The 12,131-nt window shown below is 71.2% G+C and carries 9 protein-coding genes; 4 read left to right on the top strand and 5 right to left on the bottom strand.

Going from position 1 to position 12,131, the window contains the following annotated elements; genetic code table 11:
- The first annotated feature begins 107 nt into the window (after positions 1-107).
- Positions 108-674, top strand: a complete 567-nt coding sequence (locus ACFZBB_RS15220) for a Uma2 family endonuclease (protein WP_391121901.1) — start codon at positions 108-110, stop codon at positions 672-674.
- A 206-nt stretch (positions 675-880) separates the two neighbouring features.
- On the opposite strand, the gene ACFZBB_RS15215 is transcribed toward ACFZBB_RS15220, so the two are convergent.
- Positions 881-3,067, bottom strand: a complete 2,187-nt coding sequence (locus tag ACFZBB_RS15215; RefSeq protein ID WP_391121898.1) for an MMPL family transporter — start codon at positions 3,065-3,067, stop codon at positions 881-883.
- Between the two features lie 358 nt (positions 3,068-3,425).
- Between ACFZBB_RS15215 and ACFZBB_RS15210 the strand changes: the two genes are divergently transcribed.
- The 3 genes from ACFZBB_RS15210 to ACFZBB_RS15200 all read left to right on the top strand — a co-directional run bounded on the left by ACFZBB_RS15210 (position 3,426) and on the right by ACFZBB_RS15200 (position 5,790).
- Positions 3,426-4,004 (top strand): TetR family transcriptional regulator, encoded by a 579-nt coding sequence (locus ACFZBB_RS15210; RefSeq protein WP_355339816.1) that lies wholly within the window; start codon positions 3,426-3,428, stop codon positions 4,002-4,004.
- 121 nt (positions 4,005-4,125) lie between these two features.
- The gene (locus ACFZBB_RS15205; protein WP_391121895.1) at positions 4,126-4,692 is read left to right on the top strand and encodes a TetR family transcriptional regulator; all 567 of its coding nucleotides are present in this window, start codon (positions 4,126-4,128) and stop codon (positions 4,690-4,692) included.
- Positions 4,693-4,791: 99 nt separating this feature from the next.
- A complete protein-coding gene (locus ACFZBB_RS15200; RefSeq protein WP_391121892.1) occupies positions 4,792-5,790 on the top strand; it encodes an SDR family NAD(P)-dependent oxidoreductase in 999 nt (332 codons plus the stop codon).
- Positions 5,791-5,814: 24 nt separating this feature from the next.
- Here the strand turns inward: ACFZBB_RS15200 and ACFZBB_RS15195 are convergent, their stop codons facing one another.
- The 4 genes from ACFZBB_RS15195 to ACFZBB_RS15180 form a co-directional block, all read right to left on the bottom strand.
- The gene (locus ACFZBB_RS15195) at positions 5,815-6,564 is read right to left on the bottom strand and encodes a spermidine synthase (protein ID WP_391121889.1); all 750 of its coding nucleotides are present in this window, start codon (positions 6,562-6,564) and stop codon (positions 5,815-5,817) included.
- A gap of 114 nt (positions 6,565-6,678) precedes the next feature.
- Positions 6,679-7,536: an NAD-dependent epimerase/dehydratase family protein gene (locus ACFZBB_RS15190; protein WP_391121886.1), complete on the bottom strand. Its 858-nt coding sequence runs from the start codon at positions 7,534-7,536 to the stop codon at positions 6,679-6,681.
- Between the two features lie 11 nt (positions 7,537-7,547).
- Positions 7,548-9,773 (bottom strand): FAD-dependent oxidoreductase, encoded by a 2,226-nt coding sequence (locus tag ACFZBB_RS15185; protein ID WP_391121883.1) that lies wholly within the window; start codon positions 9,771-9,773, stop codon positions 7,548-7,550.
- A gap of 38 nt (positions 9,774-9,811) precedes the next feature.
- Complete coding sequence (locus tag ACFZBB_RS15180; protein WP_391121881.1) at positions 9,812-12,109, bottom strand: hypothetical protein; 2,298 nt, start codon at positions 12,107-12,109, stop codon at positions 9,812-9,814.
- Positions 12,110-12,131 lie beyond the last annotated feature (22 nt).

Genomic DNA, 12,131 nt, shown 5'->3' with positions numbered 1-12,131 from the left:
CCCTCGCGGGACGGCCGTACGCCCATGAGGGCGGCGGGGGCATATCGGGACAGTAGGCTGGGCCGAACAGCGTCGGGCCCGTCGAGCAGGCGCAGGGGAGGTACGCCATGAGCGCGGAGATGGTCGTGCCCGCATGGATGCACGCTCCGATCACCGCCGAGCGGTACGCCTCCTGGTCGGAGGAGCAGTGCGCCGGGATCGAGATCGTGGACGGGATGGTCGTCCTGGGCCCCAGCGCGTCCAAGCGGCACAACCGCCTGGCGAGGATTCTGGCGAACGGGCTGGACGCCGCCTCCGGGGCGGACTGGAACGCGGACACGGACTTCGACGTGCGGCTCCAGGACGTGCCGCTGAGCAACCGCCGCCCGGACGTCGTCGTCTACCGCGCGGACACCATCGACGTCACGCCGACCCGGCCCGAGCACGTACTGCTGGTGGTCGAGGTGGTCTCACCGGGCTCCGAGACCACCGACCGGATCGTGAAGGTCGACCAGTACGCGAAGGCCGGCATCCCCTTCTACTGGCGCGTCGAACAGACCGCCACGGGCGTCCCGTTGGTCTACACGTACGTCCTCGACCCCGCGGGCACGGCCTACCGCGACGGTGACGTGTTCACCGGCACGGTGAAGGCCGTGGTCCCCTTCGCCGCGGAGATCGACCTCGGCTCGGTCTGACCGGCGGCGCCGGACTCACGCGGTGGCGTGCATGTGGTGGAGCAGAAGGAGTGCGGCGACGGCGTTCGCTCAGTGTCTCGGACGCTACCGCGCCCGGTCGCAGGCGCTGCTCGGCACTGCGGCGGGAACGCGGGCTCGGTGTTTCGCTCGGGACGACGGTGTGGGGTGAGCCGACCGTCGGCCCGAACTCCGCGGGGCGGGCGGGGTCAGGTCAGGCGGCCGGATTCCAGTTCGTGTTCGAGGCGTTGGCCCTCGATGTCGGGGTCGGGGATGTATTTGGAGAACCACTGGGGGTGGTACCAGACCTTGGAGCGGACGATGGCGAGGACGGCGGGGACGAGGGTGAGGCGGACGACGAAGGCGTCGAGGAAGACGCCGGCGGCGAAGCTGAAGCCGATGGCCTTGATGGTGGGGTCGTCGGTGAACATGAAGGCGACGAAGATGAAGAACATGATGAGGGCTGCGGCGGTGACGACGCGGGCGGACAGGCCGGTGCCGCGCTGGACGGCCCGGCGGGCGTCGCCGTTCTTCGTGTACTCCTCCTTGATGCGGGAGACGACGAAGACCTCGTAGTCGCTGGAGAGGCCGAAGATGATGGCCAGCATGATGATCGGCAGGAAGCTGATCGTCTCGGTCGGCGTGATGCCGAAGATCCGCTGGCCCCAGCCCCATTGGAAGATCGCCACCTGGGCGCCGAGGGCCGCGGCCATCGACAGCAGGAAGCCGAGGATGGACTTGATCGGCACCAGGATGGTGCGGAAGGCGAAGGTCAGCAGGATGAAGGCCAGGCCGACCACGACGATCAGGAAGACCGGCAGCGCGCTGGACAGTTTGGCCGAGACGTCGATGTTGGAGGCCGTGGTGCCGCCGACGAGGATGTCGGTGCCGGTCTGACCTTCGAGCTGCTGCCGGTCGTCGCGCAGGGTGTGCACGAGGTCGGCGGTGGCGGGGTCGTTCGGCCCCGTCTTGGGGATCACGCGGATCAGCGAGACCCCGTTCTTGGAGGCCAGCGGCGTCACCTTGACGACGCCCGGCACCTTGGTGAGCCGCGCCGCGATGGCCGCGGTGTCCGCCGGGCTGCTGGTGTTCTGCGCGACGATCAGCAGCGCGCCGTTGAAACCGGCGCCGAAGCCCTCGGTGGTGAGGTCGTACGCCTTGCGCTGTGTGGTGCTCTTCGGCTGGGAGGCGCTGCTGGGCAGGCCGAGCCGGATGTCGAGGGCGGGGATGGCCAGCACGCCGAGCAGGGCGACGCCGCCGATCAGTACGAGGATGCGGTGGCGTACGACGAAGCGGGCCCAGCGGGCGCCGTTGGGGCTGTCCGGGTCGGCGGCCGAGCGACGGGCGACCCGCTCCGCGCGGGCGCCGAGCCAGGGCAGCCGGGTGAAATGGGCGACCTTGGTCCCGGCGAAGCCGAGCATCGCGGGCAGCAGGGTCAGCGCGATGAGCAGCGCGACGGCGACCGAGGCCGCGGCGGCCAGACCCATGACGGTGAGGAACGGGATGCCGACGACGGTGAGCCCGCACAGCGCGATGATCACGGTGAGCGCGGCGAAGACGACGGAGCTGCCCGCCGTGCCCATGGCCAGCGGCACCGACTCCTCGGGCGTCATGCCGTTGAGCAGGTTCGTACGGTGCCGGGACAGGATGAACAGGCCGTAGTCGATGCCGCAGGAGAGTCCGAGCATCAGCGCGACGGTGGTGGAGGCCGAGGCGATGGTGACCACGGACGCGACGGCCGTGATGGCCATCAGCGTGGTGACGACGCCGATGATCGCGCCCAGGATCGGCATGCCCGCGGCGGCGAACGCCCCGAAAGTGATCATCAGGATGAAGAAGGCGACGATCAGGCCGATGAGTTCGGGCAGCTCGGAGACCACCTGTCGCCAGCCCGGATAGACGCTGCCGTTGTACTCGACCTGGACGCCGTCCGCCCGTACGGGCTTCATCGCGTCGTTGAACAGGTCGAGGTTGGCGTCCTTGACGTCGGTGGCCGCCGCCGACCACTGCACCTGGCCGAGCGCGATCTTGTCGTCCTGCGAGACGAGCTTGCCCTGGAACGGGTCGACGACGTTGGAGACCTGAGGGATCGTCCGCAGCTTGGTCATGGCCGACTCGATCACCTTCATGGTGGCCGGGTCGGTGACCTTCCTGCTGCCCTGGGTCGTCGCGAAGACGATCGTGCTCTGGCCGCCGCTGAAGGCGGGCAGCTTGGCGGACAGGACGTCGGACGCGTTCTGCGCCTCGGTGCCGGGGATCGTGAAGTTGTCGTTGGTCTTCCCGCCGCTGATCTGGGCGGCGGCGATGGCGACCACGGCCGCCACCAGCCACAACGCCAGGACCAGCCGTCGGCGCCGGAAGGCGAGCCGGGCGAGTCGGTACAAATAGCTTGACATGGGTACATATCTCCACGGCCGGTTCGGGTAGCGCACGCCGAGCCTGACGTTAAGCATTCACTAGCCGCAGGTCAAGTAAATCGCTTGCCAACGTATGGTGAGTCGCTGGACATCGGCAGGTGAGTCACTAGTCTTTGGCAGGCGAGTGACCGGGCCTCGGCCGGTGATCCGGCACACCCGCGACCAGCCCCCGGTCCGGTGAGACGGGCCGCCCGCGACCAGCGCTCGGCCGACGAGACGGGCCGCCCGCGACCGGCCCGCGAGGGGGCCGTGACCCGCCGGACGACCGGCTTCCGGGCCCCCGACGGCTTGTATGCTGCGGTGCGGTCCTCGCGGCCCACGAAGGAGGAGAAGAACCATGCCGACGCCTGCCAAGGGCATGTCCACCCGTGCGGCGCAGGCCGAGCAGACCAGGCAGCAGATCCTGGACACCGCCCAGCGGCTCTTCCTCGAACTCGGCTACAACGCCACCTCGCTCCAGATGATCGCCGACGAGCTGGGCCTGACGAAGGCCGCCGTCTACTACCACTTCCGCGCGAAGGGCGACATCCTGCACGCGGCGATGCAGCCCGGCATGCGCCGGATGGAGACGCTGCTGGACGACGCCGACGCGATGCGCGGCCGGCGGGCGCGCATCGAGCACGTGGTCAACGGCTTCGCCGAATTCCTCGTCACCAACCGGCACTACGCCGTGATGGCCTCCACCGATCCGGACGCGCGGCACACCACCAAGAACCACGAAGAGGTGGCCGCACTGCACCGGCGCGGCCTCACCCTCTTCTACGGCGAGCAGCCGACGCCCGCCGAACGCATCGCCTACAGCACCGCCCTCCTCGCCCCGGAGACCCTGCCGCTCCTCGCCGACCTCTCCGACGAGGAGCTGGGGGAAGCGCTACGGACGACGATGCTGCGGATTCTGCGGGTGCCGAGGGCGTAGCGCCCGCACGTGGGTCCACGCACGAGCCCACACCGACGCATCCCGCGCACCGCCCCCGCCGATGCCCCCACCCGAATCCCCCAATGTTGACTGACTAGCCACTCTCTTACATACTGGGACCATGCCCCGCCCCAGAAGTGACGACAAGCGCGCCGCGATCATGTCCGCCGCCGCGCGGGTCATCGCGACTCAGGGGCTGGGCGCGCCGACGGCGACCATCGCGAAGGAGGCGGGCGTCTCCAACGGGTCGCTGTTCACCTACTTCGACACCAAGGCCGATCTGTTCAACCACCTCTATCTGGACCTGAAGGCCGACATGGGCGCCGCGGCGCTCGGCGGCCTGCCCGACGACGGCGACGAGCACGCGCAGTTGCTGCACATGTGGTCCGGCTGGCTGCGCTGGGCGACCGCGTATCCGGAGAAGCGGCGCGCGCTCGCGCAGCTCGGGGTCTCGGACGAGATCACGGAGCCCACGCACCTGACGGCGAGCCTGTCGATGGCGGGCGTCGCGGGAATCCTGGAGCGCGGCCGCGCGAAGGGTCCGCTGCGGGACGCGCCCCTGGCCTTCGTGGTCACGCTGACCAACGCCCTGGCCGAGGCGACCATCGACTTCATCCTCCGCGACCCGGACCACGCGGACGCGCACGGCAGGGCGGGCTTCGACGCGCTCTGGCGCATGCTCGCCTGACCCTTCCCGGCAGGGACATCGACGCCGTTCCCGGCGGGAGCGTCGGCGACCCTGCACGCCCATAAATGACTGACTGGTCAGACAATCAAGGAGCCCCTCATGGCACCCACCGACGACAGCCCCTCCGCCGAGCGAACGCACGAGACGGCGCACGGGACGGCGCACGAGACGGCATACGAAAAGGCGTACGCGACGGCGCACGAGGAGGCGTACATCGTCACAGGCCCCACCTCCGGCATCGGCCTGCGCGCCGCCCTCGAACTGGCCCGGCACGCCACCGTCGTCCTCGTCGGCCGCGACCCCGGCAAGCTGGACGGCGTCCGCGAGACCGTCGAGGCGCGCGGCGGTACGGCGGTGACCGTCGTGTGCGACCTGGCGGAACCGGCGAGCGTACGTGCCGCCGCCGCGCGGATCGTCGAACTCGGCCTGCCGCTGGCGGGCCTGCTCAACAACGCGGGCGTGTTCCCGAACCGGGCGGGCGCCAACTCCCTCGGCTGGGACCTGGCGTTCGCGACCAACCACCTCGGGCCGTTCGCGCTGACCGAGGCGCTCGTACCGCACCTGCCCGACGGCGCGCACGTCGTCTTCGTCTGCTCCGGCGTCGAGGACCCCGAGCGCAGGCCCGCCGTGGTGGCCGGTTTCCGGGGCGCCCGGTACGTCTCGGCCGAGGCGAGCGCGCGCGGCGAGTGGCTGCCCGGCGGCTCCAAACTCCCCGGCGGGGACGCGTACGCCACGTCCAAGCAGTGCAATCTCGCGACCGTGCTGGCCTTCGCGCGCGAGGCACCACGCCTGCGTTTCACCGCCGTCGAGCCCGGCTTCAGTCCGGCCACCGACCTCGGCCGCGACAGCGGCATCGCCCTGCGCGCGCTGGGGAAGTACGTGCTCTCGCCGCTGGCGCCGCTCGTCAAGTACTGGAGCAATCCGAAGACGGCGGGCCGGGTGATCGCGTGCGTGCTGACGGACGGCTCCGTCCGTACCGGCGGCTACTACGACGAGAAGGGGCGGCCGATGGAGGGTTCCGCGCAGGTGCGCGAGCCGGAGTTCCAGGACCGTGTGGTCGCCGAGACCCGCGTCTTCCTGACCACGGTGCCCGCCTGACGGTCCGTCATCACAGCGCCGGCTTCAGGACGCCGTGCGCGCCACGTAGATCGTGTTGGTCGCCTCGCCGTCCTGGAGCGGGTTGGGGAAGGTGACGACGTGGGCCTCGGTCGTGGCGAAGGTGTCGCGCAGGGTGGCGGTGAAGGGGTCGTCCGGCGGGTCGTTGGACCAGAGGGCGAAGACACCGCCGGGGTGGAGGTGGGCGGCCAGTCGCCGCAGGCCGTCCGGGCGGTAGAGGGCGGCGTGCCGGGGGTGGAGGACGTGGGCGGGCGAGTGGTCGACGTCCAGGAGCACGGCGTGGAAGCGGCGGCCGGGCGTCTCGGGGTCGAGCCCGTCGGCGTCGGCGGCCAGGGCGAAGAAGTCACCGTGCACGAAGCGGCAGCGCGGGTCGGCGGTCAACTCCGCGCCCAGCGGCACCAGATGCTCCCGGTGCCAGCCGATCACCTCGGCGAGCGCGTCGATGACGACCAGCGACCGTACGCGCGTGTCCTCCAGCGCCGCGCGCGCGGTGTAGCCGAGGCCGAGCCCGCCGACGGCGACATCCGCGTACGAGTCCCCTCCATCGTCCCCGTCCCTGTCCCTGTCCGGGAGTTCGGCCAGGCCGAGCCGGGACAGCGCGATCTCACCGGCGGTGAACAGGCTCGACATCAGGAACTCGTCACCGAGTTTGACCTCGTGCACGTCCTCGCCGGTCGCCACGTCCCGCCGTCGCCGCAGGCTGATCTCGCCCATCGGCGTCGGACGCCAGTCGATCTCCTCGAAGCGACGGCTCACGTGCTTTTCCTCCGGCCCGACGGCAGCGTTGTACGGGCCAAGGTAGCGGCCCGCGCGGCCTCCGCCTCACCAGCCGTCAACCGCGAGGCCGACGGGGCGCCGCCCGGCGTCACCTCACCCGTCGATCAAGCGTTCCGCCGTGAACCCGAACAGCCGCCGCGCCGCCGCCGTGTCGACCGGTGCCGTACGGCCGGGCAGCGGACGCAGTACGCGGGTCGTCGGGTGGAAGCGGCGCATCAACTCCTCGGTGGGGAAGGGCACCAGGATCTCGGGCGCGCACACGTGCACGACATGCGCGCCGGGTTCCGTCACCCGCAGGGCCAGCAGCGCGGCCCGCGCCGCGTCGCCGACCTCCAGATAGGTCCACAAGTCCCGTGCGCCGTACGCCGGTTGCTCGGTGACGAGCGCCGCGTGCGCCCGCAGCCGCTCCTCGAAGCCGCCGACGTACGGGTAGCGCAGGCAGACCACGCTCATGGCGTGCCGACGCGCCATCATGGCGGCGGTCACCTCGTCCACCTGCTTGGACAGCCCGTACGGGTCCTCGACCTGGCCGGGCATGGCGGCGTCCACGGGGACGTACGGCGGGTGCGGGGCGGGGTCGCCGGTCCAGGGCAGTCCCGTGACCCCCCACGAACTGGCCAGTGCCACGTGCCGCACCCCGGCCCGCCCGGCCTCCTCCAGGACGGAGAAGGTGGCGAGGGTGTTGCCGCTGAACACCTCCTGCGGCGTGTTGCGTTCGGGCGTCGGGATCGCCGCCAGGTGGACGACCGCGTCGGCGCCGTCCAGGGACCTGCGGACGGTCTCCGGGTCGGCCGCGTCGCCGGTCACGACCAGCCGCGCGCCGAGCCGGCCCAGGTCGCCGGGGTCGTCGAGGACCAGCGCGTTCGCCTCGACGCCGCGCTCGGCGAGCAGCGCGAGGACCGCCCGCCCGATCCGCCCGGCCGCCCCGGTGACCAGCACCCTTGTGACCACCGCCAACTCCCTTACCTGTAGGCCCGTACGGCGACGACGTGCGCGGACGCGGCGCCGTTGGTCGCCTCGACGACGATCCGTACCGCGCGGGCGGTGACCGGCTCCTCCAGGACGTGGACCCGGCGGCGGCGCCGGTTGGCCGTCACGCGGTCCACCACTCGCCAGTCGGCCCCGGCCGCGTCGCGCACCTCCACCCGATAGTCCCGTACCAGCGTCGGGAGCGTGTCGAAGGGGGTCCTGTGGTGGTGCAGATTGATCAGGTCCTCGTTGACGTCGTCGTCCGCGACGACCTCGATCCGGCGCAGCGCGACCGGCTCGGGCCACGCCAACTCCAGCCATTCCCGGGCGCCTTCGCGCACCGGCTCCGAGACCCACAGGTGCGGGCCCGCGTACGGCCGCGCGTATCCGTCGACCGCCTTGGCGGGCGCGAACGCGGCCGTCTCCCCCGCCCGCAGGCAGAAGGTCCGCCGCAGCAGGCCGGAGTCCGTCCACTCGCGCAGCGGCTGCGGCGACTCGTCCTGCGGTCGCAGCGGCACCCGCGTGAAGCACAGCACGCCGGGCGTCGGCCGGTCGGCGACGCGCAGCGCGAGCGCCGGGTCGGCGCGGACGACGACGAAGGCGTTGCGCGGGGTGTCCGGCGCCCACTCCAGGCCGGTCTTGACCCACTGCCCGCGCCCGGCGGCGACCGGGACCGACACCGAGCCGACCAGGCGGCGCGGCACATAGTTCTGCCCCAGCTCCGGGTCGTACAGCTCGACGTTCAGTACGGTGTCGCGCTCGGCGTCCAGCAGCAGTTCGAGGCCGGTGAGCGCGGGGTCGGCCGGGAGGACGAGGCCCGCGTCGGCGGTCAGCGGCCAGGTGGCGTCGGAGGTCTCGACGGTCAGGTCCGCCAGGGTGCTGGACGCCGTCGCCGTCGCCCGCAGCGCCAGGTCGTCCGGGTCGTCGGAGGCCAGCCCGATCACCGAGGCGTCCTCGCGGAGCAACGCCCGGTGCAGCGACGCCACTTCCAGCTCGCGCGGGGAGATCCCGGCGTCCGCGCACAGCGCCGCCGCCGTGCCCGCCGCCTGCCCGATCGTCGCGCAGGTGGCCATCACCCGCGTCGAGCCGAACGCCACGTGGCTCGCGGAGATGTTCCGTCCGGCGAAGAGCAGATTGGTGGTGTTCACCGAGTACAGGCTGCGGTACGGAATGTGGTAAATGCCGTCCGCGTAGCGCTGTTTGGCGCCCGCCTCGGTGGCGTACATGCCCTGCGGCGGGTGCAGGTCGATGGACCAGCCGCCGAAGGCGACGCGGTCGGCGAATTCGGTCTGGCCGAGGATGTCGCCCTGATGGAGGACGTAGTCGCCGAGGAAGCGCCGGTATTCGCGCTTGCCGGGCAGCGAGCCGACCCACTCCAGCGTCATGGTCTCGGCGTCGAACTCGCCGGAGTTCTTGATGTGGTCCCAGATGCCGTAGATGACCGACCACAGCTCGTCGCGGATGCGCTCGTTGTCGTGGACGGTGTCCAGTTCACCGCCGAACTCGATCCACCAGTACGCGCATCCGTTGTCACCGGCCTTGATGATGCGGCGCTGGGGGATGGACGTCGTGGTGATGTCCTTGGCGAAGTCCGGCGGCACGTATTTGACGGGGCGGCCCGCGTCCTTGGTGTAGAACAGCAGCGTCGAGCCGAGCGTGATGTCGTCGGCGGTCTCGGGCGCCCACGGCTCGCCGTACTCCGCGCGGGCCTCGCGGCCGATGCGGTGCCTGGCCCCGGCCAGGTAGCCGATCAGGCCGTCGCCCGTGCAGTCGAGGAACACCTCGCTCTCGAAGCGGACGCGCCGCTCGGAGCCCATGGTCCAGCCGGTCAGCGCGGTGATCCGGCGCGCGTCGTCGGGACCTTCGGCGTCGACCTCGCGCACATCGGTGTTGAGGTACAGCGTGATGTTGGGCTCGGCGCGCACGGCGTCGAGCACGACGGTGTCCCAGTAGTACGGGTTCCCGTCCGGGTTGCGGTACTGGTTCTCGACGAACAGCTCGCCCATGATGCCGCCCTCGCGGGCGTGGTGGTTCTTGCCGTGCCCGGTGGCACCGCAGACCCACACGCGGACCTCGCTGCTCGAATTGCCGCCGAGCACCGGCCTGTTGTTGACCAGCGCCACGGTCCGGCCCAGCCGGGCGGCGGCGACGGCCGCGCAGACCCCGGCCAGGCCGCCGCCGACGACGGTGATGTCGTGCCGTGCGGTGTCGTTCCTCATGACGTCCTCATGACTCTTCTCGGCCCCTCATGACGTGCTTACTTCCAGTCGGGGTTGGCGGCGAGGCCGTAGTAGACGCGCGGCGCTCCGTCCAGGGTGAGCGTGACCTTCCCGCCGGCCGCGTTCAACGTCCGCTCCTCGCCGACGCAGTTGAGTTCCCGCACCGTCCCGGCCACGGTCCCGGAGTGCGCGACGACCTGCGTCTTCGTCGGCCACGGGTCGGTCCACGGCTCGGGCGAGGCGTACCAGGAGTCGGCGCCGTGGTCGGCGTTGAGGACGTAGCCGTCCTTGCGGGTCCACAGGATCGACACCGGGCCCGAGGGCGTCGTGAACAGCAGCCCCTTCACGTCCGCGTCGGCGAAGACCAACGGCCGTACGTACGTGGCCTGGTCGAGGACGCGCGCGGCCGTCGCGTACGCCAGCAGCGACGGCTTGGCGCTGGTGTCGCGGTGCATCATGCCGCAGTGGAACTCGACGTTGTCCGGGTCGGCCTCCTGCGGGTGGTGGATCGTCGAGTCGTGCAACTGGTACCAGTTGACGCCGCGTACTCCCTCGGACTTGGCCAGCGCCAGGCTCAGCAGCACGTTCTCGGCGGCGTGCCGGTAGGTGTCCTGCCACCAGGAGTTGGGCTTGGTCGGGGCGTACGCCTCGGACATCCACAGCTCCTTCGGCCCGTACTCGGCGATGATCTCCTTCGCCTTGCGCAGCGCGCCGAGGAAGTTCCAGTAGGTGCCGGTGGTGCCCTCCACCCAGTCGTCGGGCGAAGGGGCGTAGTCGGGGGTGAAGTTGCCGCGCCCCGGGTGGAAGGCGAAGGCGTCGATGAGGTCCCAGCCGCCCGCCTGCTGGAACTTCTCGGTCCACACGTAGTCCATGCCGCCGAGGCCCGCGTTCATGACCTTCATCGTGGAACCGGCCGCCGCCAGCCGGTCGGTGACCTGCTTCAGCCCGTCGCTGATGTACGCCTCGACGCCCCGGCCCTCCATCCACGGGGCGTTCACCTCGTTGCCGACCTCGAAGTACTCCGCGGCGGCGGCGGTCGCCTTGGCGGTGTTGGTGTCGGCCCAGGCGGCGATCTGGTCCGCGCTGCCGCCGATCGGGATGCCGCTCAGCTCCACGTTGTGGTGGATGCCGTGGGCGTCGAGGGTCGCGGTGTCGATGCCGGGCGCGCCCGCGTAGGCGATCCTGATCCGCTTCACACCGATCAGCTTCAGCAGCGCCAGCACGTCGGCCTGGCTCGGCTTGAGCAGCCAGGGGTAGTTGGCGAGGCCGAACATCGACTCGCCGCCCGCCTGGTAGGCGAAGTCGGGCAGCACGGACAGGTTGGTCCTGGCGAGCGCGGAGTCGGCGCCGCTCACGGCGCTGACCTCGGTGAAGACGATGCCGTGCGCGGGTGCGGTGACCGGGAAGGAGGCGTCCCAGGCGGTGCCCGCGGCGACGGTCTGCGAGACGGTGCCCCCGGCGATCTGCGTGCCCGCGAAGTCCCGCGCCCACCAGGTCACGGTGACCGGCTTGGCCGCCGAACCGCCGTTGACGACCTGTGCCTTGAGCGTCATCGTCTGCCCGGCGCTCTTGTAGAGGTTGAACGGCTGGTCGGTCCACACCTCCACGCCCAGCGGCCTGCCCGCCGCCAGCACCCCGGCGCCGCGCGGGCGCAGCCCGCCGAGGACGAAGTCCACCGTCGTGGCGGCGGTGTCCGTGCCCGTCGCGGCGCCGGGAGTGTGCAGCCATGTGGCTGTCGTGTAGGTAAAGTTGCTGGCGGCCAGGCAGAAGGAGCCCTGGGTGTCGGGCCAGGTCTCGGTGTACGCGGCGCCCGCGTTGACCTCGTACGGGATGCCGCCGCGCGGGTCCTTCGTCCAGGTGGTCAGCGCCTCGTACGACTCGGCCGCGCTCGGCGTCTGGACGGTGCGGGCGACCATGAAGCCGGTGGGGGTCAAGGTGGTGGAGCCGCCGACCTCCCAGGACATGTGGGCCTTGTGCGCGGTGACGTCGAAGGTGCCGCGCACCGTGACGCCGGACGCGCCGCTGCCCATGGTGTACGTGATCCGCACGGCGGGGCGGCCGTCGGGCAGCGTGACCTGCGTCGGCGTGCCGCCGTAGGTGCGCTGCTGGCCGAGGACGCTGTCCTTGATCATGAAGTGGCTGATCAGGACGCGGGCGGTGCCCGAGCCGTCGCTGATCAGGACGCTGCCGTCGCTCTGGCCGACGAGCGTGATGCCGTCGGCGGAGACGGTGACCGCGCCCGCGGCGTGCGCGGTCTGGGCGGAGACGGCCGGGAGCAGCGCGGCCCCGGTGGCGACGGCCGTGCCCTGGAGGAATTTACGGCGTGCGACTGGCATGGAGGTGCCTCTCTCTTGTCCC

Origin of the sequence: Streptomyces sp. NPDC008139, from assembly GCF_042957025.1 — a bacterium.
Classification (GTDB): Bacteria; Actinomycetota; Actinomycetes; order Streptomycetales; family Streptomycetaceae; genus Actinacidiphila.
The sequence above is the reverse complement of the archived record's forward strand: the minus strand, read 5'-3'. Positions and strand labels throughout refer to the sequence as shown.

Coding starts and splice junctions, on each gene's coding strand:
- ACFZBB_RS15220 (WP_391121901.1), top strand. CDS start 108: ATGAGCGCGGAGATGGTCGTGCCCGCATGGATGCACGCTCCGATCACC.
- ACFZBB_RS15215 (WP_391121898.1), bottom strand. CDS start 3,067: ATGTCAAGCTATTTGTACCGACTCGCCCGGCTCGCCTTCCGGCGCCGA.
- ACFZBB_RS15210 (WP_355339816.1), top strand. CDS start 3,426: ATGCCGACGCCTGCCAAGGGCATGTCCACCCGTGCGGCGCAGGCCGAG.
- ACFZBB_RS15205 (WP_391121895.1), top strand. CDS start 4,126: ATGCCCCGCCCCAGAAGTGACGACAAGCGCGCCGCGATCATGTCCGCC.
- ACFZBB_RS15200 (WP_391121892.1), top strand. CDS start 4,792: ATGGCACCCACCGACGACAGCCCCTCCGCCGAGCGAACGCACGAGACG.
- ACFZBB_RS15185 (WP_391121883.1), bottom strand. CDS start 9,773: ATGAGGAACGACACCGCACGGCACGACATCACCGTCGTCGGCGGCGGC.
- ACFZBB_RS15180 (WP_391121881.1), bottom strand. CDS start 12,109: ATGCCAGTCGCACGCCGTAAATTCCTCCAGGGCACGGCCGTCGCCACC.